The 20,232-nt window shown below is 44.6% G+C and carries 20 protein-coding genes; 16 read left to right on the forward strand and 4 right to left on the reverse strand.

Annotated elements, in window-relative coordinates; translation table 11 throughout:
- Window positions 1-76: 76 nt before the first annotated feature.
- From ACWI_RS01915 to ACWI_RS01955, 9 genes are all read left to right on the forward strand, one after another.
- The gene (locus ACWI_RS01915; RefSeq protein WP_070369750.1) at window positions 77-427 is read left to right on the forward strand and encodes a hypothetical protein; all 351 of its coding nucleotides are present in this window, start codon (window positions 77-79) and stop codon (window positions 425-427) included.
- Between the two features lie 73 nt (window positions 428-500).
- Entirely contained in the window at window positions 501-1,547 is a 1,047-nt protein-coding gene (locus ACWI_RS01920) for a V-type ATPase subunit (RefSeq protein ID WP_084633440.1), read from the forward strand.
- A gap of 20 nt (window positions 1,548-1,567) precedes the next feature.
- Window positions 1,568-3,538, forward strand: a complete 1,971-nt coding sequence (locus ACWI_RS01925; protein WP_070369751.1) for a V-type ATP synthase subunit I — start codon at window positions 1,568-1,570, stop codon at window positions 3,536-3,538.
- Between the two features lie 12 nt (window positions 3,539-3,550).
- A complete protein-coding gene (locus tag ACWI_RS01930) occupies window positions 3,551-3,991 on the forward strand; it encodes an ATP synthase subunit C (protein WP_070369752.1) in 441 nt (146 codons plus the stop codon).
- Between the two features lie 2 nt (window positions 3,992-3,993).
- Window positions 3,994-4,296: a V-type ATP synthase subunit F gene (locus tag ACWI_RS01935; protein WP_070369753.1), complete on the forward strand. Its 303-nt coding sequence runs from the start codon at window positions 3,994-3,996 to the stop codon at window positions 4,294-4,296.
- A gap of 12 nt (window positions 4,297-4,308) precedes the next feature.
- Window positions 4,309-4,926 (forward strand): V-type ATP synthase subunit E, encoded by a 618-nt coding sequence (locus ACWI_RS01940; protein WP_070369754.1) that lies wholly within the window; start codon window positions 4,309-4,311, stop codon window positions 4,924-4,926.
- Window positions 4,927-6,714, forward strand: a complete 1,788-nt coding sequence (locus tag ACWI_RS01945) for a V-type ATP synthase subunit A (RefSeq protein WP_084633441.1) — start codon at window positions 4,927-4,929, stop codon at window positions 6,712-6,714.
- Window positions 6,715-6,725: 11 nt separating this feature from the next.
- Window positions 6,726-8,108 carry a V-type ATP synthase subunit B gene (locus tag ACWI_RS01950; protein ID WP_070369755.1) on the forward strand — a complete coding sequence of 461 codons (1,383 nt, stop codon included), beginning with the start codon at window positions 6,726-6,728 and terminating at the stop codon, window positions 8,106-8,108.
- Window positions 8,109-8,116: 8 nt separating this feature from the next.
- Window positions 8,117-8,731, forward strand: a complete 615-nt coding sequence (locus ACWI_RS01955) for a V-type ATP synthase subunit D (RefSeq protein WP_070369756.1) — start codon at window positions 8,117-8,119, stop codon at window positions 8,729-8,731.
- An 84-nt stretch (window positions 8,732-8,815) separates the two neighbouring features.
- On the opposite strand, the gene ACWI_RS01960 is transcribed toward ACWI_RS01955, so the two are convergent.
- The 4 genes from ACWI_RS01960 to ACWI_RS01975 form a co-directional block, all read right to left on the reverse strand.
- Window positions 8,816-9,259, reverse strand: a complete 444-nt coding sequence (locus ACWI_RS01960; RefSeq protein ID WP_070369757.1) for an ACT domain-containing protein — start codon at window positions 9,257-9,259, stop codon at window positions 8,816-8,818.
- A gap of 10 nt (window positions 9,260-9,269) precedes the next feature.
- A complete protein-coding gene (locus ACWI_RS01965; RefSeq protein WP_070369758.1) occupies window positions 9,270-10,577 on the reverse strand; it encodes a phenylacetate--CoA ligase family protein in 1,308 nt (435 codons plus the stop codon).
- Window positions 10,578-10,624: 47 nt separating this feature from the next.
- A complete protein-coding gene (locus tag ACWI_RS01970; RefSeq protein WP_175440879.1) occupies window positions 10,625-12,295 on the reverse strand; it encodes a glutamine--tRNA ligase/YqeY domain fusion protein in 1,671 nt (556 codons plus the stop codon).
- 88 nt (window positions 12,296-12,383) lie between these two features.
- On the reverse strand, window positions 12,384-13,490 hold the full coding sequence (locus ACWI_RS01975) for an aminopeptidase (protein WP_070369759.1): 1,107 nt from the start codon (window positions 13,488-13,490) through the stop codon (window positions 12,384-12,386).
- A gap of 234 nt (window positions 13,491-13,724) precedes the next feature.
- Here ACWI_RS01975 and ACWI_RS01980 point away from each other — a divergent pair, with 234 nt between their 5' ends.
- The 7 genes from ACWI_RS01980 to glmM all read left to right on the forward strand — a co-directional run bounded on the left by ACWI_RS01980 (window position 13,725) and on the right by glmM (window position 19,986).
- Complete coding sequence (locus tag ACWI_RS01980; RefSeq protein ID WP_070369760.1) at window positions 13,725-13,892, forward strand: zinc-ribbon domain-containing protein; 168 nt, start codon at window positions 13,725-13,727, stop codon at window positions 13,890-13,892.
- Window positions 13,893-14,042: 150 nt separating this feature from the next.
- Entirely contained in the window at window positions 14,043-14,306 is a 264-nt protein-coding gene (locus ACWI_RS01985; RefSeq protein ID WP_070369761.1) for a GIY-YIG nuclease family protein, read from the forward strand.
- 12 nt (window positions 14,307-14,318) lie between these two features.
- Window positions 14,319-15,359, forward strand: a complete 1,041-nt coding sequence (locus tag ACWI_RS01990; protein ID WP_070369762.1) for a potassium channel family protein — start codon at window positions 14,319-14,321, stop codon at window positions 15,357-15,359.
- 29 nt (window positions 15,360-15,388) lie between these two features.
- Complete coding sequence (locus ACWI_RS01995) at window positions 15,389-16,744, forward strand: Mur ligase family protein (protein WP_228882717.1); 1,356 nt, start codon at window positions 15,389-15,391, stop codon at window positions 16,742-16,744.
- On the forward strand, window positions 16,744-17,508 hold the full coding sequence (locus ACWI_RS02000) for a cobalamin biosynthesis protein CobQ (RefSeq protein ID WP_070369763.1): 765 nt from the start codon (window positions 16,744-16,746) through the stop codon (window positions 17,506-17,508). Before ACWI_RS01995 ends, ACWI_RS02000 begins: the two co-directional genes overlap by 1 nt.
- Window positions 17,509-17,531: 23 nt before the next feature.
- A complete protein-coding gene (gene mnmA / locus ACWI_RS02005; RefSeq protein ID WP_070369764.1) occupies window positions 17,532-18,575 on the forward strand; it encodes a tRNA 2-thiouridine(34) synthase MnmA in 1,044 nt (347 codons plus the stop codon).
- Between the two features lie 73 nt (window positions 18,576-18,648).
- Entirely contained in the window at window positions 18,649-19,986 is a 1,338-nt protein-coding gene (gene glmM / locus ACWI_RS02010; protein WP_070369765.1) for a phosphoglucosamine mutase, read from the forward strand.
- Window positions 19,987-20,232 lie beyond the last annotated feature (246 nt).

The following is a 20,232-nucleotide window of genomic DNA, read 5'->3' on the forward strand; positions in this document are numbered from 1 at the left end:
TATAATGAAAATCATAATTAATGGGTATATTAATAAGAAGAAATTAGGACAAAATATTACTGAAAGGAGACTGAACATGCTACATAGTGAAGATGCTGATATTAATGTTGTCATCAGACAAGTCATCAATCTTGATACGAAGGCAGTGCGAATTAAAAAAAATGTTGTGCAACGCGCTGAGCGAATACTGGATCGTACCAAAAATGATATAAAAGAAAAAGAAAAAGCGGAGCTGGATGGCGCTCAGGAATTAGCTAAACAGAACTACCAGCAGGAAATCAACAAAGCCAGGGAAGAACGCCAGAAAATTATTGATGGAATGGAAGAGGAACTTACCAAAATCCGCTGTCGGTATGATGAAAAAAAAGAAGATAAGGCCAGGGAAGTTCTGGAAATACTCTTCAAGAAAAAAGTTAGTGATGTTTAAAAGAAAAAAGATCAGCGTCAGGCTATTTTTTTCTGATTTTCTTTCTTGATTTAAAGAAAAGTGTGAGAATCGTATGTCAAAGAGTAAATATGCTTGTATAAGTGCAAAAGCACTGGCAATGAGAGCTCGGAAAATTGATGATGATGATTTTCGTGAGCTTATAAAAGCAAAGGATTTAAAAGAAGTATTTCAGTATTTACGGGACAACACCCATTATGGGGAGTTTCTAAAGAATATGAATATTGACGATCTGCACCGAACTGAGTTTGAAGCGCATTTAAATGATCTTAAGGTTTTGGAAACAGAAAAGCTGATGCATTATTTATCAGGCGATGATAAGACTTATTTTAAGGTGTTTCTGGTACGACTGGAAGTGGAAGCGCTGCGGATTTTAATCCGGGGGATTGCCCGAAATGATGACTTGGAATCTCTTCGGGAATTGATCATCTATTCGCATCAGTATTCAACCGTCCCCTTCGAAAAGTTATTTCGGGCCCGGGATTGGGACGAGTTTAAAAAACTGCTGATCAATACCGACTACTATCGAATTCTGGAAATCTATAAAGATATCAGAATCGATCAGGATTTGGTGATGGTTGAAAAGAATCTGGATCGATATTATTACGATCTGGTTAAGAACCGGCTGCTCAAATTAGATAAGAAAGCCAATCGGGATCTGATTAATGCCCAGCGTCGTAATTTTGATCTATTGAATTTGATTTGGATTTATCGGGGTAAAAAGTTTTATAAACTATCCCGGGAAGAGTTGATTGCATACTCCTTGAGAGGTGGATTGGTATTAAATGAGAAGCGATTGGTAGCATTGGTTGAAGCAAAGAATTTTATCGAGATGAAAGAACAAATTGCGGATACCGATTACGCCTTTTTATTTAATCATACCAAGACCATCGATCTGTATATGGAACGGCGGCAGGAGCGGTATCTTTATTTTATGTATCTTAAGCTCTTTAGCGAAGGGAATGGCACCCTTGGGCGTGTTGTTGCCTATGTTCGGCTGCTGGACTTTGAGATCGAAGATATTACTTCGATCATCGAAAGTAAGCGCTATCAAATGGGAGCGGATGAAACAAAAAAATATTTAATCAGACCCATTGATTAGGGTGTGAAAGGAAGTATTCTATGGCAATTGAAAATGTGATTATGATGGATGTGGTCGGAAAAATCAAATATGTTGATAAATTCGCCAAAGACATTTTTCTCTTCAATGATATTCAAATCGTCGATGCCATGCAGGAAATTGATTCCGGGCGGTTCATTCTTCCGATACGTGAGGAAAACATGGGTGAACTGCTGGGATTTGCACAACTTGTATCCGGCGAGACGATGATAGATGAGAAAAATTTTGTTAAAACAGTCAATAAGTTAAATGAACTCTACAAGGGTTCCCTTAATTTAGACATGATTTCGCTGGCAAAAAGTGACAATGATCTTGGCAAAGCGCTTGGCAAAGCCCGGGAATTTGATGGCAATCTGGTGGTGGAATACAGTGAATTAAAGCAGGTCAATGATCAGATTGAAGCTTTGGGAAAAAGTAAAATTGCTTATTCCTATCTGGATGAGTTAGATGCAAAGATGAGTGAACTGGACAGCCTGGAGAATTTTTCCTATAGCCTTGGCTCTGTGACCAAAGACAATGCCATGCGTTTGAAGAGCATCTACAACAGTGTGACCTCGATTGTCTTTCATGTCGGTAATCAGGAGGACAATGAAGAAGTATTTATGATTGTATCCCCCAAGGATCTGGAGATTGAATCACAGCGGATTTTGAAGGCCCTTAATTTTAAACCGATTGAAGGGTTTGAAGATAAGTATACCGAGTCGCCAAAGCAGATTTTGGAAGCGATCGATACTGAAATAGAAGCGCTGCAAGCCAGAAATGCTGAATTACTAAAAAAACTAAATATTCATCTGGAAGAAAATCGGGCTGATGCCACCGACAGTTTTAATACCTTGAGTCTTTATGCAAATCTCAGTATTATTAAAAAGTTTATGGCTTTCAGTGATGAAAATTTTTATTTTTCGGGATGGATTTCCAAGCGCGACAAACAGCGGATGGAAGCCATTGCTGCAAAATATCCGGAGATGATCATCATGTTTTCAGATAGTAGTAAAGGCAGCGGCAAGCCGCCGACAAAAATGAAAAACAACTGGCTTTTTAAGCCCTTTGAAAATTTGGTCAAGTTGTATGGAGTACCTTCGTTTAATGAGCTGGACCCAACCCCTTTTTTAAGTTTAACCTATATGTTTTGTTTTGGATTTATGTTTGGTGATGTCGGTCAAGGTCTGGTCTTGGCGGTCGCCGGGTTTATTCTGGGAAAAAGGGGAGTAGAGCTTGGGAAGGTTTTGTTTCGCCTGGGAATTTGCTCCACATTCTTTGGATTTATGTATGGCAGTGTTTTTGGTTTTGAAGAAGTGATTCATGCCGTATGGCTAAGACCATTCGAGGAGATCAATTCGATATTATTTGTTGCAATTGGAATTGGCATCGGGATGCTTTTTGTGGCCTATGTCTACAGCATTATTAATAAGCTTAGACAAAAAGAAATCAAAGAAGGCGTTTTTGGTAAAAATGGGATCTGTGGCTTTATCCTATATGCCAGTTTACTGGCGATTGTCGGGATAAATGTCGCCGGATTTGCAGTAGCAACGGTACTGACACCAATTTTAGGGATCTTGGCAGTGCTTTTGATTTTTATCGTATTAATCCGGGAGCCACTGGCAAATTATTTGCAGAAAAATAAGCACCTCTATGATGAAGCACCGTCAGATTATTATATTGAAAGCGGCTTTGAACTGTTTGAAATGCTGTTGGGAATGTTTAGTAATACCGTGTCGTTTATTCGAATCGGCGCCTTTGCACTGGTTCACGTAGGACTTTTTATGGCTTTCCAAACCTTGGCTGAGATGGCCCAAAATGGGGTCATCAGTGTGGGCGTCTTGATTTTTGCTAATATATTTATAATTTGTCTGGAAACCCTGATCGTTTCTATTCAGGCATTGAGATTACAGTTTTATGAATTATTCAGTAAATACTATACCGGCGATGGGGTTGAATTTCGCCCCGTTGACCTGCAAATTAATTTATTTTAAGGAGAAACGCAAATGAATGTATTAACGTTTATAACCATTGGCACCGCATTACTTGTTTTGGGAACTATTTCTCTGGGTGTTTATTTTAACTATCACGGATGTGATGCCAAACAGGTAAAACTAAAAAAATTTCTTAAGTTAAATCTGTCAACCTTTATTCCAATGTTGGTGGCAGCACTGATTGTGATGGCGCCTGGGGTTGTTGCCGCCGCCACCGGCGGGGAACCAGGAGGGATTTCAGATGCTGGACTCGGCTATATTGCAGCAGCGCTTTCTACCGGGCTTGCCTGTGTTGGGGCCGGTTATGCGGTTGGTGTGGTTGGCTCAGCTGCTTTAGGGGCTGTTTCTGAAGATCCCAAAATTCTTGGAAAAACACTAATTTTCGTAGGTCTGGCTGAAGGGGTCGCCATTTATGGCTTGGTTATTTCAATTATGATTTTTGGAAGTCTGTAAACATGAAGTCGTATGTGATCAGTGAGAATCGTGATTCCTATTTGGGAATGCAACTGGCTGGTATTGAAGGGGCATATGTAAAAACACAGGCAGAGATTGAGACAGCGTTTAAAGAAGCCTTGAAAGACAAGGAAATTGGGATAATTTTTCTGACCGAAAAAGCATCATTGATGATTACCGATTTGGTATTGGAAGCAAAAAAGAAATACTTTTCACCTTTAATTACGGTCATCCCCGACCGCCACGGCTATTTGCGTAGTGAAGGGATGATTATGAAGTATATTAAAGAATCTGTGGGATTGTAAGGATGTGATAAAATGATTTCAGTAGAAGAAAAACTCCGGGTATTTACCCAATATCTCTTAAGTAAGGAACGAAAATGGGGCAAAGATATCATCTACGATGCCAAGGATAAAAAGAAGGCGCTGCTGGCTGACTCCGAGGAAAAGATAAAAAAAGAAAAGCGGGCCATCGAGGAGCGGAGTTATCATACGATCTTCAGAGATAAAAACAAAATTATTGCCGAAGGTAAAAATAAAGCCAAAACCCTGGAACTGGAAGAAAAGAATCGAATCCTGATGGATTTTAATCAGCTGATCCGGGAAAAAGCCAGTGATTACCTGAGTCAAGAGGTCTATAACGATTATCTGCAGGATTGTGTGGCGCAGATTCATCAGGTTTTTGCCGGTAAAAATAATATTGTCGTTTTTGTCCGGGAAGGCGATTTTAAGCAGCTTAAAACCATCATAGATCAACAATTAACGGATTTTAATGTTGAATACCGGCAGGAATGCACAGATTGCATCGGCGGCTTTATTGCCGAGGATGCCGAAGGCCGACTCCATTGCGATTTTACGGTTGAAAATCTGATCAAAAGTAATTATAAACTCATCGGAATGACTCTGAACGGGTTTATGGAAAAGCAGGTGAGCTAAGTGGCAGTTAAGCAAGAAAATAAAGCAAAGGGCATCATCTCTGCCATTAACGGTCCCGTTATTAAAGGAAAAAATATGACCAGCTTTAAGATGCGGGAAATGGTTACCGTGGGGGAGCAGCGCTTAATCGGCGAAGTCATTGTTTTAGAAGGTGATATCGGGACGATCCAGGTTTACGAAGAAACGGAAGGCCTTAAAACCGGTCAGGAAATTACTCCCACCGGCAGACCGCTCAGTCTTAAATTGGGGCCGGGGATGCTTAAAAATATGTTTGACGGGATTCAACGACCACTGGAAAAAATTCAGGAGCTTTCACCGATTTTTATCCCGGAAGGCATCGGCCTCTTATCGATCGACGATAAAAAACTTTGGTCGGCAACGCTCACCGTTAAACCGGGCGATTTGTTATTGGCGGGCAGCAGCTTTGGAACAGTTCAGGAGACGCAAGTCATTAAAAACCGCCTACTGGTACCACCGAACCTGTCGGGAACCGTTGTTTCCGTGGTACCGGATGGCGAGTACACCATTGAAGATGCACTGGTAACAATTCGCGATGCCAAGAACGAGCTCCATGAACTGAAGATGGCTCATGAGTGGCCAGTGCGGACGCCAAGGCCCAATGCCTATCGGCGGGAAACCCTGGTGCCGCTCATCACCGGTCAACGAGTGATCGATATTTTCTTTCCAATTGCCAAAGGCGGTACAGCGGCAATCCCCGGGGGCTTTGGAACTGGCAAAACGATGACGCAGCATCAGTTGGCCAAATGGTCCGATGCCGATATTATTGTCTATATTGGATGTGGTGAACGGGGGAATGAAATGACCGAGGTTATTGAAGATTTTCCCAAACTAATTGATCCCCGGTCTGGGAAGTCGATCATGGAACGAACGGTTTTGATTGCCAATACCTCAAATATGCCGGTAGCAGCCCGGGAAGCCAGTATTTATACCGGCATTACCATTGCCGAATATTACCGGGACATGGGCTATGCGGTGGCAATGATGGCTGACTCCACTTCTCGTTGGGCTGAAGCATTGCGGGAGATTTCCGGCCGACTGGAAGAAATGCCAGCGGAAGAAGGTTATCCGGCCTATCTGCCGTCGCGAATTGCTGAATTTTACGAACGGGCCGGGAGTATTGAAACCTTGGGCGGTGATGACGGCTCGATCACGATCATTGGCGCCGTGTCGCCAGCCGGTGGCGACTTCTCGGAACCGGTCACCGAAAATACCAAGCGTTTTGTTAATGTCTTTCTGGCCCTGGATAAAAGCCTGGCCTATGCCAGACATTATCCGGCTATTAACTGGCTGGAAAGTTACAGTGGTTATATAAAAATATTATCCGATTGGTATGAGGATAATGTCGCACCGGATTGCATCACGCTGCGAAATAAAATGCTGGAGCTGATGTACGAAGAAAACAAACTTCAGGAAATGGTCATGCTGGTTGGTGAAGATGTGCTGCCGGATGATCAGCGTTGGGTTTTAGAGATTGCCAAAATCATTAAAGTTGGTTATCTGCAGCAGAATGCCTATAATAAAGATGACACCTATGTACCGCTGGAAAAACAGTACGCCATGCTAAAGGCCATTGAATATTTATATGAACGGGGCCGGGAAGGGTTAAAGCTCGGGATTCCTACCTCACAGCTCAAAAATGTGGATATTTTCAGTCAGTTTATAAAAATGAAATACACCATTCCCAATGATGATTTAAGTGGAATTGAGACGCTAAAAGATGAGATTGACCAGTATTATGAAGTGCTCTTTAAAAAATATGAGAATTAAGGGGGAATAGCATGAAAAAAGAATATCTGCAAATCGACAAAGTCGTTGGCCCCCTGATCCAGATTTCGGATGTGGATGACGTCTTTTACGGCGAAGTGGTTGATATTGTCGAAATCAGCACCGGCAACATCAAAAAGGGAAAAGTCATTAAAATTGAAGAAAAAAATGTGATCATTCAGGTATTTCAAAATACCGCCGGTTTAGCCGCCGGAAACAGCATCATCAAGTTTACCGGGGAAGCATTTAATTTACCGATGTCCCTGGATTTGCAGGGACGGATCTTTAACGGCATTGGTCAACCGATTGATAACGGCAGTGATATCTTCAGTTTGGTTGAAGCCAACATTAATGGCCGCCCGATTAACCCGATGTCCCGGGAATATCCCCGTAATTTTATTCAAACCGGGATTTCTTCCATCGATACCCTGGCCACCTTGATTCGTGGTCAGAAGCTGCCGATCTTTTCCGGCAATGGCTTACCGCACAATGAATTGGCGGCCCAGATTGTGCGTCAGGCCAGACTGGGTGATAATGTCAACGAAGAATTTGGTGTGGTGTTTGCGGCTATCGGCGTTAAACATGATGACGAGAAGTTTTTCAGGAAGAGTTTTGATGAAGCCAATGTTATGGATCGGGTCGTCATGTTTGTCAACTATGCTGATGATCCCATCGCTGAGCGGGTCACGACACCCCGGTGTGCCCTGACAGCCGCCGAATACCTGGCCTTTGAAAAGCATATGCACATTCTGGTAGTCATGACGGATATCACCAGTTATTGTGAAGCGCTTCGGGAAATCTCATCAGCCCGGGAAGAAGTACCCAGCCGGAAAGGCTATCCTGGTTATATGTATTCGGATCTGGCCTCTCTCTATGAACGGGCCGGGATGCTAAAAGACCAGGTCGGTTCGATTACCTTCCTGCCGATATTGACGATGCCTAATGACGATATTACCCATCCGATCCCGGATTTAACCGGTTATATCACCGAAGGTCAGATTGTGCTTGGGAGAGATTTGTTCCAGCGCAGTATCTATCCGCCAGTGGCTATTTTACCCTCGCTTTCACGGCTGATGAAAGATGGAATTGGTGAAGGCTTTACCCGGGGCGATCATGCCGAGGTGGCCAACCAGTTGTTTGCCTCGTATTCCAAGGTTCAGGAAGTTAGAGATTTATCACAGATTATTGGAGAAGAAGATTTAAGCCCCACCGATAAAAAGTACATGGCATTTGGCCGGGCTTTTGAAGCACAGTTTCTTAATCAGGGTTTTGATGAAGGTCGAAATATTATTGAAAGCCTTGATCTCGGCTGGCAGCTCTTGTCACTGTTGCCGCTGACCGAACTGGATCGTCTCAGTCCCGAAAACATTGATAAGTATTTTCCCAAGAAGGCATAGGTGGTGCCATGGCCATTAAAATAACGCCGACCAAGGCGAATCTGATTAAAGCCAAGGGACGGCTGAAATTTTCAATTAAAGGGTATGAGCTACTCGATAAAAAAAGAACCATTTTAATTCAGGAAATCATGCAGCTGGTCAAGGAAGCCGAGCTGATTGAGAGAGAAATTGGGCAGATGTTTCGGGACGCCTATGAAGCCCTGCAGCAGGTCTGTATCAGCATGGGACTCAATCACCTGGAAGAGTTTGCCCTTTCGGTGCCCCCGGAGATTGGTTTTGAAATTCGGGCCAAGGGGGTCATGGGGGTTGACATTCCCGAAGTCATTTATACGGAACGGCGGGAACGAAACCTGGCCTTTGGTTTTAATGAAAATAACCCGGCCCTGGATATTGCCATCAAGAAATTCAACGATGTCAAATATTTATCTTATCAGCTGGCGCAGGTGGAAACAACGGCCTATAAACTGTCGCTGGAAATAAAAAAAACCCAGAAAAGTGCCAACGCTCTGGACAAGATCCAGATACCCCGATTAAAGGCCGAAATTAAGTACATTCAGGATACCATTGAAGAGAAAGAGCGGGAAGAGTTTTTCCGGCTTAAAAAGGTTAAAAACAGACGATAAAAAACAAAGCCGGAGCATTGCTCCGGCTTTTGCTTTGGGTGCTGAACTCCCGTACCGATCGAATGTCGGTGCAGGGTTGGGCGATCAGCCTTTCTGGACGTTATAAACGGCTTCTTTGGGAATCAGGTTAAAGTCCGAAGCACTCAACAGGGCGATGGCTTTTTCCTGATCGTCGGCTTTAAGAATAATCAGGGGTGAACCCTGGTTATTGGGCATGACGAAGGAGTAGACATATTCGATGTTAACGTCATTTTCAGAAAGCAGGGCAAAGACATCGTGGAGGCTGCCGACCTTGTCGGAGGGATCAACCGCCAGCACATAGCTTTGCTTGACAACGTGACCAGCTTTTTTAAGCGCCTCGGCCCCTGCTTCGGGCTTATCGACGACGATCCGCAAAATACCGAATTCGGCGCTGTCAAAAACGGAAATGGCCCGAATGTCGACCTGGGCATCTTTAAGGACCCCGGTGATCTTGGCTAGATGGCCTTTTTTATTTTCAATAAAGACTGACAATTGACTAATTAGCATGGTTTGCCTCCTATAAATCTTCAGATCGCAGATCGATGACCCGTTTGGCTTTGCCTTCGGAGCGCACCAGACTTTTGGGCTCAACCAGGTGGATACCAGCGTGAATCCCGAGGATCGTGTGCAGCTTGGTCTGGATTTCTTTATACAGCTGATCGAGCAGGGTCACTGAGACCAGCAGATCCTGATTGACCACTTCGACGTCGATCTCGATCCGATCGAGATAGCCTTTTTTAAGGACCCGAATTTGGTAGTTCGAACCGATCCCTTTAATACCCAAAAGAACGCCTTCAATTTGTGAGGGGAAGACATTGACGCCGCCGATGATTAACATATCGTCGGTCCGTCCGGTGATCTTGGCCATCCGGGCTGAGGTTCGACCGCAATCACAAGGCGTGGTATCGAGCCTTGTGATGTCCTTTGTGCGGTAACGGATCAGTGGTAGCCCTTCTTTGGTAATCGGGGTGATGACCAGTTCGCCGACTGCGCCTTCCGGCAGCACCTCCAGGGTTTCCGGGTCGATGATTTCAGCAATAAAGTGATCCTCATTGATGTGCATCCCTTTAAAAGCCAGACACTCGCCGGAAACGCCGGGGCCGATCAATTCGCTCATGCCGTAGTTTTCAGTGGCGGTGATGCCCCAGGCTTCATTGAGTTTGGCCCGCATTTCTTCGGTGGAACCTTCGCCGCCAAAGAGGCCGTATTTAAGAAACAGCTCTTCTTTGGGATCAATCCCCATTTCCTGAGCGGCTTCGGCCAGATGCAGGGCATAGGATGGGGTACCGATCAGGACGGTGGATTGGAAATCCTGCATGATCATAATCTGTTTCTGGGTATTGCCGGCCGACATCGGAATGACCCCGGCGCCGATCTTTTCTAACCCCTGCTGAAGACCAAAGGCCCCGGTAAAGAGGCCAAAGCCAAAGGTGATCTGGGCGGTATCGTCAGCGGTGACGCCGCCCATGGTGGCGATCCGGGCGATCACTTCCCGCCACACCTTCATGTCGTGTTTGGTGTAACCGACCACGGTTGGCTTGCCGGTGGTGCCGGAAGAGGCGTGATAGCGGACAATTTTATTTTTGGGCATGGCAAAGAGCCCAAAGGGATAATTTTTGCGGAGATCTTCCTTGGTGGTCAGCGGCAATAGCCGCATATCTTCCAGGGTGCGGATATCCACCGGTTTAACCCCGGCGGCTTTGAATTTTTCATGATAATAAGGCACGTTTTCATAAACGTGGTTCAGCGTTTTCTTTAAACGCTTAAACTGCAGTTTCCGGAGCTCGTCCCGGGACATCTTTTCTTTATCAGACCATATTTTCATAACTTCTCCCCTCATCTAATCAGCTTGCTGCCAGTATTTTATATCGTTTAGTTTGTCGGTTTCCAGGAACTTTTTAAAGAGACAATCTGGTTAAATACCGGAGCCTCCGGGGTTGAATATTTGGGATCGACGGAGAAAAATCCGTTGCGGATGAACTGAAATTTTTGATAGGGTTGCGCCTTTAATAATTCCGGTTCAATATAGGCTTTGACAATTTCCAGAGATTTCGGATTGATTCGCTCCAGAAAATTATCTTTCGTCAGGCCGGAATCATCCTCCACCAGATAGTCATAGAGGTGAAGTTCGACTTCGCTGGCATGACTGGCGTCTACCCAATGGATGGTGCCTTTGACCTTCCGCTCACAGCCAGCACCGGATTTGGTGGCAGGGTCGTAGGTGCATTTCAGTTCAATGACATGGCCGTCGGCGTCTTTTATTACTTCCTGACAGGTGATAAAGTAGGCACCCCGTAGGCGAACCTCATTGCCGGGGAAGAGGCGGAAGTACTTTTTGGGTGGTATTTCCATAAAATCACTGCGATCAATCAGGATTTCCCGGCTAAATGGGGTGGTATAGGAACCCATTTCGTCATTTTCCTGGTTAAGTGGTAACTCAACCCACTCAGTTTGATTTTCCGGGTAGTTGGTGATGGTTACCTTCAGGGGATCGATTACGGCCATTAAACGGGGTGCTTTAAGTTTTAAATCGTCCCGGATAAAATGTTCCAGCATGGCGATGTCGACAGTGCTATTGGTTTTAGCGACACCGATCGCTTCGCAAAAAGCCTGAATCGATTCAGGGGTAAAGCCCCGGCGGCGTAAGCCGGAGATGGTGGCCAGACGGGGATCATCCCAGCCATCGACAATTTTTTCTTCCACCAGTTGTTTTAAAAAGCGCTTGCCGACAATGGTTTTGGTCAGATTGAGCTTTGCGAATTCGATTTGCCGGGGCGGTTCTTTCTTGAAGTCGTCGATGTTGGCCAGCACCCAGTCGTAGAAGGGGCGGTGATCTTCAAATTCCAGGGTACAGAGAGAGTGGGTAATCCCTTCTAAGGCATCCTCAATCGGATGGGCGTAATCGTACATCGGATAAATATACCAGTCTTCGCTGGTGGAGTGGTGGCTGGTATGCAGAATCCGATAGATGGCCGGATCGCGCATATTCATGTTGGGGCTGGCCATATCGATTTTGGCCCGCAGAATATGGGAACCTTCCGGTAGCTCGCCAGCCTTCATTTGGGCAAACAGCTGCAGGTTTTCTTCGATCGGGCGGTTGCGGTACGGGCTTTCCTTACCGGGCTCAGTCAGGGTGCCCCGATACGCCCGCATTTCCTCGGCCGAGAGCTGGTCGACAAAAGCCAGGCCCTTACCGATCAGTTCGACGGCGTAGTCAGCCATTTTATCAAAATAGCTGGAGGCAAAAAAAAGCCGGTCATCCCAATCGATCCCCAGCCAGCTGAGATCTTCCTTGATGGAATCGACAAATTCGAGCTCCTCTTTGATGGGGTTGGTATCATCAAAGCGGAGATTGAATTTTCCATGATACTGCTTGGCAATCCGGTAATTAAGTAGTGAGGCTTTGGCATGACCTATATGTAAATAGCCGTTTGGTTCGGGGGGAAAGCGGGTGTGAACGCGATCGTTTTTATAAACCTTGTCGGCAATATCCTGATCGATGGCATTGGTGATAAAATTCGTCTTTTTTTCTATGGGCTCCATTAATTTCCTCCTGAGATTATATTTGCCAATAATACCATAAAGCCAGCTTTATTACAATAAATTGACTGGTGGTAAAGTAAAAAGCGGGCTATTTTTTTAGAAAGACACCGTTCTGATAAAAAAGCTCCCCGTCGGCATAGATTGCCCCGCCGTCTTTCATGTCACAGAGCATGTCCCAGTGAAGCATCGAATCGTTAATCGGGCCGCATTCCGGGTAGGATTTGCCCAGGGCCAGATGAATGGTGCCGCCGATTTTTTCGTCAAACAGCATGTTTTTGGTAAATTTGGTGATTCCGTAATTCGTGCCAATGGCAAACTCGCCAACATAGCGGGAGCCAGCATCGGTGTCAAGCAGGGCGTGAAGCAAGGCTTCGCCCCGTTTGGCGCTGGCCGTAACAACCCGGCCGTCCGCGAAGGTCAGTTGGATATCTTCAATTTCCTGACCACTGTAAATACCGGGAAAGGTGAAACGAATGGTTCCGTTGACGCTTTCCTTTACCGGTGCAGTAAAGACTTCGCCGCTGGGAAAATTGTGGTGACCATCGGAATTGATCCAGATCCGGTTTTCGGTACGAAGCGTCAGGTCGGTACCGTTGGCCATCACATGGAAGCTGGTTTTCGTGTTTAAATAGGTGACCATGGCTTCCTGCTCGTCATGGATTTTTTGCCAGGCGGCAATAGGATTCTCACCATTTAGGAGACAGGCAGAAAAAACGAATTCTTCATAGTCAGACAGCGACATGTTTGCTTCCTGGGCACCGCTTTCGGTGGGGTAGAGGCACAGCGTCCAATCCATTTCACCCCGGGCTACCCGGTCATTGTAAATTTTGGTAATCGGTGCACCGAAACGGCGCTGCAGTGCGATTCGTTCACTGGGAATATTTGATAACGACTTGAGGTTATGATCCCCCAGAATGTTTAGAATCTTATCGGCTTTGGCATAAACCGCCATCATCATCGGCGCATTAAACTTTAGTTGTTCGTCGCTGCCCTCTTTTAGAAGAATTTCCGAAAGACCTTCTGGGTTGAGCAGAACCGTGGGGTGGGCTCCGGCTTTCAAGACCTCCCGGTAGCACTCTCTAATCAGAGGCATGGCCAGGTCAGATCCGCGGATCACAACCCACTCATTAGGCTTAACATAAAGGGAGTAATTGACCAGGGTTTGGGCATATTTTATCAGTCGATGATCTCTCATGGTTTATCTCCTTATAATTGAAATTGTATGAGTTAAATATATCCGAAAAAAGAATTTAACTCAATAAAAAAATAAAAAAACAGGTGACAAATGTAAACGAACATTGTATAATAACGATAGTATAGTTAATGATTACAAGTTCATAAATGGTAACAACATTCAGACAAAATTGTCCATGCTCCATTTAACAAAGAATAATCAGATCCTGTACATTAAAATTAAGTGGAGGTACTCATGGAAGACAGAACTTTAGTTTGTCAAGATTGTGGCGAAGAATTTGTATTTACTGTAGGTGAACAAGAATTCTACCAGGAAAAAGGTTTTGACAATGAACCAAAAAGATGTCGTGAATGTCGAACAAAAAGAAAACAAACTAGAAGACCAAGAAACAGCAACTTCTAGGAATTTCTAAAAAAAACAATGAAGATCCCTTATAGGGATCTTTTTTTCTTGTTGATTTGGAAAGCCTGAGAATTGATCCAACCAAATGATATGAGTAGTTGATTGACGCATAAACAGATTTCCCAATGAAACGGGAAGAAAGAAAAACAAATGATAGACAAGGCTCACGTTTATATCGTAAAATGTAATGATGATACCCTTTATACTGGGTGGACCACTCACATCGAAGCGCGAATCAAGGCCCATAATGCGGGAACCGGTGCAAAATATACCCGGGGACGGTTGCCAGTCACGTTGGTTTATTGGGAAACGCTGACCACCCGTTCGGAAGCCCTCAGTCGTGAAGCAGCCATCAAGAAAATGTCAAAAGCGAAGAAATTAGAGTTGATAAAGAACCATGAATCAAAAAAGTAAAGGAGTTTTCAGATGAATCCCTTTGTCAATGAAATCCCAGTTTACGAAACCCTTGCCAATGGTAACGCCATTATTATTATCTATGATTTGTTCATTCTTCTGCTTTTTTTATTTGAATTGTTTCTGTTCTACAACAAAGAACGCATTATTTCTGAAGTGAAGCAGAACAAAACAAAAAAGATTAAACCAGTTCGCCGTTTTCTGGTAAAATTGATTGTCAATTATGAATATCAGGGAATTCTAATGGTCACTGGTGTTTTGTTGGTGATCTCGTTATTGGTGGTGTCGCTGCATCACCGAATACTGTTCAGCGAACTGATTGGAATTTTAGGAAGCTTTGCCGTTTTTATTATCATCGTATTTTTAGTGCAACACCTTTTTATGAAAATCGATCAGTTTCAGGATATTATTGTCTCCCGCTTTATGGATCTGATCTTTTATCTCGTACTGGGTCATTATTTTGTGCTGTTTGCTAACTTTATCACTCCGCCGAGCCTGCCGCTGGGTTTGTTGGGTCTTTCTTTTGCCCTGATGCTCTGTTTCTCGGTGATGATCCGGGCAATCGCCAACCCTACCCTGATCCGCAGTTCAGTTTCCAAAAGGCGGAAATATCACGAAACCGCCAGTATTCTAAAAGGGATGCTGGTACTGGTTGTCAGTGAAATGAGTATCCTTTATCTGATGGTCTATAACTGTTTTAAAATCAATTCTGGTTTTTACGCAGCGAATTCAGACCGAGCCCTGGATGCCTTTGACATGCTCTATTATATGGTGATTTCCTTTGCCACCATCGGCTATGGGGATATTCATCCGGTTCGTTTTAATGGCATTATTTACGGCGAACTGGTGGCCATGGTAATTGGTTTGGCCAGTATGTTCAGCACCGCCTGCTTTGTCGGTGCGGTGGTTGCCGGAGCCGCCCAGATGAGTTGGAATCAGGGTATGGAAGGAAAAAATCAGGATAACGATGCATCATCAGATCAGGACGAACATAATGAGCGCCGAAGCATGATTTCTGTGATTCATGAAAAATTGAAAAATAAAGAGCTTTAACAGGCAATTACTAAAAAGAAAGGTTATTAATGATGAAATTTTATTTTGCATTATGGTTGGCAAAATTAATGGGGATTGCCATCAAACTTGTCAGCAAGGGGCGGGGAACCAACCTTCCCGGGGAGAAGGCGTTGGCAATCGACCCGGATTTTGTCAAACATTTTAAAAATATTGATTATTCCAAGGTCGTTTTTATTACCGGAACCAACGGAAAGTCTTCGACTACCAATCTGGTAACGCATATATTAAAGCAGAACGGTAAAAAAATTGTTTCCAATCTGGAAGGCGCCAACTTATTGGGAGGGATTGCTACAAGTCTGGCCAAAGAAGCCAGTTTATTGGGGAAACTCAAGGCCGACTACTATATTTTTGAAACCGATGAACGCTATCTGCCGTTAATTTACGCCCAATTACCAGCCGAAAATATGCTGATCACCAATCTCCAAAAAGATCAGGTCCAGAGAAATGGGGATCCGGATTTTATTATCCGCAAGTTAAAAGAGGTGGTCAATCCGAGGATGACGCTGATCCTCAATAACGAAGAACCGCGATCCCGATTTTTTGAGGAAATTGCCCATCGCTCAATTTATTACAGTGTTGCCAATCATGCTGAATCCTTTACAAAGGGCGGGGATTACCCGACCCAGGCGTGTCCCAAATGTCATCATGATCTGCGCTTTGACTATTATAATGTGGACAGCATTGGCGCTTTTGCCTGCGATTTTTGTGGCTTTGCCAGCAAAAGCACCCCGGACTATCTGGTTACCGAGCTTAACTTTAGTGATAAAACCTTTAAATTAAAGGACGTGGTCTTTCATATGCCCTATGATCTGCCCTTTATGTTTTATAATTATGCCGGAGCATTGGCGGTTTGTGATGCGCTCTGTGGGATAACACCGGCAGCCGCAGCGGGGGCCTTTGAAAATTTTAAAAATATCGGCGGCCGCTTTGAGGTCTTGACCTATAAAAATAAAACCATCAAATATATGCGGATTAAACAGGAAAATCCCGATACCCTCCAGAGTGCCTTAAATATTATGGCATCAGACAAAAGTAAAAAAATGGTGGCTCTGGGTTTGTATGTAGTCAATGATTTTGTTCCCCATTACATCAATACCTTTTACGCCTTTGACTGTGATTTTAAACCGTTGGTAGACTCCAATGTGGAGCGATACCTGTGTTTCTCTGAGCATGTTGCTTATGATACCGCCAATCGACTGGTTTATGATGGGGTTTCAAAAGAAGTGATCACGATCATGGACAGTGACAACATCAGTGAAATATTTGCCGAAATCGACAAGGCCGAAACCGATAATATTTATTTGATCACCTGGATTTCTACCTTTGAAAAGATGAAAAAATTCATTGAAGGAGGACAGAACTAATGGAACAGACCATAAAAGTTGGCTGGCTTTTTAATAATATGTTTAACCTTCATGGCGATCGGGGTAATCTGCTGGCGATTCAGGCCGAGGCAAAAAGACGGGGCTACCAGGTTGAGGTTACCCAAATTAACTTGGACACAGAGACCTTTAACCCGCTTGATTTTGATTTTCTGTTTTGTCCACCGGGTGAAATTGAGCATTTTGAGGCGGTGGCAGCCTATCTGGAACCGCATCGAAACGAACTGATGGCCTATATTGAAACCCGACCGATGTTGGTGACCGGCACCACCGTAGCACTGTTTGGGGAAACGATAAAGCGGGATGATCAGTCCGAGATTATTGGACTGGGGATCATTGAGATTGAAGCCCGTGAGAATCACGCCGTGTACGGCGATGATCTGTATTACACCTGTCAGTACAATGGCAAGGAAATGGAAATGATCGGTAGTCAGATCCAAATGATCGATCTGGATATTAAAGAAGAGTCACCATTTGGACGGCTTAAGTATGGCTACGGCAATAACGGCAAGACGAAGTTTGAAGGGGTGATCAGCGGCAAAGGGATTTTTACCAATACCTTGGGCCCGGTTCTGGTTTGCAACCCCTGGCTCACCGAAGAAATCATCAATTTGATTGAAGTCAATAAAACCTGGCCAGTTTGGGACGAACACCGGGATAACAGCCTCGAGTTGAAGTCACAAAAAAGCAAAATGGTTCATATCAATAAAAAAGAAACCCGGCTAAAGCGCATCAGTGAACGTTAGTATAAAATCATAAGGAAAAAAGTGTGAACAGAAAAAAAGTCATTATTGGATTAAGCGGTGGCATCGACAGTGCTGCCTCCGCTTATCGGTTACAAAGTGAAGGTTACGAGGTAATTGGCGTAACCTTTAATTTTTTAAATGCCGAAACAACCATTAATGCCGCCAGAATGGTGGCGGAAAAAATGGATATTGAACACCATGTATTGGAGGCTCAAAATGAGTTCCAGAAAAAAGTGATTGATCCCTTTGTAGCGGGCTATCAACGGGGAGAAACTCCTAATCCCTGTCTGTTATGCAATCAGAACATGAAGTTTAAGCTGCTTCGTGATTTTGCTACCATTAATGGCGACGCCATGATAGCCACCGGCCATTATGCCGAAGTTCGCCAGCATGAGGGGGCATATCAGCTCTGGGCCAGTGCCAATCCCCATAAAGATCAGTCTTATTTTTTATATCATCTGGAGCAGGAAATCCTGGGGCGTTTATTATTTCCACTGAATGCGGTCACATCCAAAGAAGAAGTACGAAAAGAAATTTTGAGTTTATTGCCAGAGCTTGCCCAGGGTGCAGAAAGCCAGGGAATTTGTTTTATCCCTAAAAAGGGCCATGGTTTGTTTCTCAAGGAGGCTGTGTTTGGAAATAATCCGACAGCTCCTGGTAATTTTGTGGATAAAACGGGCAAAATACTGGGGAAGCACCCCGGCATTCATCATTTTACTCCGGGTCAAACCCGGGGATTGGGGATTAACAGCAGTCATCGGCTGGCAGTAGTAGAGGTGATCCCAGCCACCAATACAGTGGTGTTGGATGAAGAAGTGAATTTGTATCAAAACCGTATTCTGGTGGATGCGCTGGTTATCCAATCGCCCGAGGGTCTGCCGGAAACAGGCTTCACCTTTAAAACCTGCCGCTGGGGCCACGAGTATGAGGGCCGGATCGAACGACTTTCGGGAACTCAGGCCATCGTTCACAGTCAGGTTCCGGTTCGGGCTCCGGCACCCGGTCAGGCTCTGGTTTTTTTTAAGGGTCGGCAGGTTCTCGGTGGTGGCATCATAAAACGGTTTTAAAATAAGGTGCTTTAGGTTATAATGAGGCCAGCAAATTTTAAGCAAAAGAAAAAGACTAAGGAGTTTTACATAGATGGGAAAATTATTTGGTACTGATGGCGTTCGTGGTGTATATGAAAAAGAATTGACATTGGATCTGGCTTATGGATTGGGTCAGGCCGGAGCCAGCGTTCTGGGAAGAAATGCGCATCGGCCCAAAATTGTCATTGGCATGGACACCCGGGAATCCGGAAACGCTCTGGAACAGGCTCTGGCCCGGGGAATTGTAGCAGTAGGCGGTGAAGCAGTATTGGTTGGCGTTCTACCAACCCCTGCTATAGCAGTGATTACCCGAGAAATCCAAGCTGATGCTGGGGTAGTAATTTCGGCTTCCCACAACCCCTTTCAATTTAACGGGATCAAATTTTTTGATGGTCTGGGATTCAAACTGCCAGATGCAGTGGAAGACGAAATTGAAACCATCGTTCTGGAAAAACAGGCAGTTGAATTAAAAGAGGGTGGCAGGATCAGTCAACTGGAAAAACCGGAAGACCTCTATCTAAACCACATTAAACAGGCAGTAAAAAGTGATTTTTCTGGACTCAAGGTAGTGATGGACTGTGCCAATGGGGCCGCCTATGCCATCGCTCCGGCGTTTTTTCGTAGCCTTGGTGCCGATGTGGTTGTGATCGGGGATCAGCCTGATGGCAAGAATATTAATGCCGGTTGCGGATCGACCCATTTACAGCCCTTGCAGCACCGGGTAGTGGATGAAAAAGCCGATATTGGTATTGCTTTTGATGGCGATGCGGATCGCTGTCTGGCAGTTGATAATGTGGGTGCGATCATCGATGGTGACAAAATTATGAATCTGATCGGATCTTCGATGAAGGCCGCCAATACTTTGAAGAAAGACACGGTTGTGGTCACTGTGATGAGCAATATCGGCCTGGATCTGGCCTTAAATGCCGCTGGGTGTAAAACCGTCAAGACGGATGTCGGCGATCGGTATGTTCTTGAAGCGATGGTTGCTGGCGATTATAATCTGGGCGGCGAACAGTCCGGACACCTGATTCTGCTGGATCATAATACCACTGGAGATGGGATGCTTACGGCCATGATCTTATTGGAATTGTTAAAACAGGATGGCCGGGATGCCAAAGCCCTGAATAATTTAATGACGGTTTATCCTCAGATCCTGGTTAATGCCAGAGTCGAAAATAAAAAGAAACTGGATTATCTGAATGATGCGGAGATTCAAAGACGGATTCAGGAAGTGGAAGCTCATTTTCACGGGCAGGGACGGGTGCTGATTCGGCCATCAGGAACCGAACCCCTGGTACGGGTGATGATTGAGGGGCAGGATCAAAATGAATTAACCACCATCGCCAGTGAGCTGGCTGTATTAATTGAACAACGCTTAGGCTGCTGAAATTTGGTAAGAAAATATAATTAAACCGAATGATAATGTCAAAAATTGAAAATTAAAAATAATTTAAGAAATGAGGGCTTTGTCCCTCATTTCTTTGTGTTGAAAGGACTTTTATGGTAGAATAACTCAGTATGTTTTTGGGTATAAAACTAATGGACCGTAACCAAAGACAGCCAAGAAGCGCCAGAACTCAAGTGATGGTCCACACAGAAATTGAGTTGACGAGGTCAGGGAGTATCGAAAATT

This window comes from Acetobacterium wieringae (genome assembly GCF_001766835.1).
GTDB lineage: Bacteria > Bacillota > Clostridia > Eubacteriales > Eubacteriaceae > Acetobacterium > Acetobacterium wieringae.

Coding starts and splice junctions, on each gene's coding strand:
- ACWI_RS01915 (WP_070369750.1), top strand. CDS start 77: ATGCTACATAGTGAAGATGCTGATATTAATGTTGTCATCAGACAAGTC.
- ACWI_RS01920 (WP_084633440.1), top strand. CDS start 501: ATGTCAAAGAGTAAATATGCTTGTATAAGTGCAAAAGCACTGGCAATG.
- ACWI_RS01925 (WP_070369751.1), top strand. CDS start 1,568: ATGGCAATTGAAAATGTGATTATGATGGATGTGGTCGGAAAAATCAAA.
- ACWI_RS01930 (WP_070369752.1), top strand. CDS start 3,551: ATGAATGTATTAACGTTTATAACCATTGGCACCGCATTACTTGTTTTG.
- ACWI_RS01935 (WP_070369753.1), top strand. CDS start 3,994: ATGAAGTCGTATGTGATCAGTGAGAATCGTGATTCCTATTTGGGAATG.
- ACWI_RS01940 (WP_070369754.1), top strand. CDS start 4,309: ATGATTTCAGTAGAAGAAAAACTCCGGGTATTTACCCAATATCTCTTA.
- ACWI_RS01950 (WP_070369755.1), top strand. CDS start 6,726: ATGAAAAAAGAATATCTGCAAATCGACAAAGTCGTTGGCCCCCTGATC.
- ACWI_RS01955 (WP_070369756.1), top strand. CDS start 8,117: ATGGCCATTAAAATAACGCCGACCAAGGCGAATCTGATTAAAGCCAAG.
- ACWI_RS01960 (WP_070369757.1), bottom strand. CDS start 9,259: ATGCTAATTAGTCAATTGTCAGTCTTTATTGAAAATAAAAAAGGCCAT.
- ACWI_RS01965 (WP_070369758.1), bottom strand. CDS start 10,577: ATGAAAATATGGTCTGATAAAGAAAAGATGTCCCGGGACGAGCTCCGG.
- ACWI_RS01970 (WP_175440879.1), bottom strand. CDS start 12,295: ATGGAGCCCATAGAAAAAAAGACGAATTTTATCACCAATGCCATCGAT.
- ACWI_RS01975 (WP_070369759.1), bottom strand. CDS start 13,490: ATGAGAGATCATCGACTGATAAAATATGCCCAAACCCTGGTCAATTAC.
- ACWI_RS01980 (WP_070369760.1), top strand. CDS start 13,725: ATGGAAGACAGAACTTTAGTTTGTCAAGATTGTGGCGAAGAATTTGTA.
- ACWI_RS01985 (WP_070369761.1), top strand. CDS start 14,043: ATGATAGACAAGGCTCACGTTTATATCGTAAAATGTAATGATGATACC.
- ACWI_RS01990 (WP_070369762.1), top strand. CDS start 14,319: ATGAATCCCTTTGTCAATGAAATCCCAGTTTACGAAACCCTTGCCAAT.
- ACWI_RS01995 (WP_228882717.1), top strand. CDS start 15,389: ATGATGAAATTTTATTTTGCATTATGGTTGGCAAAATTAATGGGGATT.
- ACWI_RS02000 (WP_070369763.1), top strand. CDS start 16,744: ATGGAACAGACCATAAAAGTTGGCTGGCTTTTTAATAATATGTTTAAC.
- glmM (WP_070369765.1), top strand. CDS start 18,649: ATGGGAAAATTATTTGGTACTGATGGCGTTCGTGGTGTATATGAAAAA.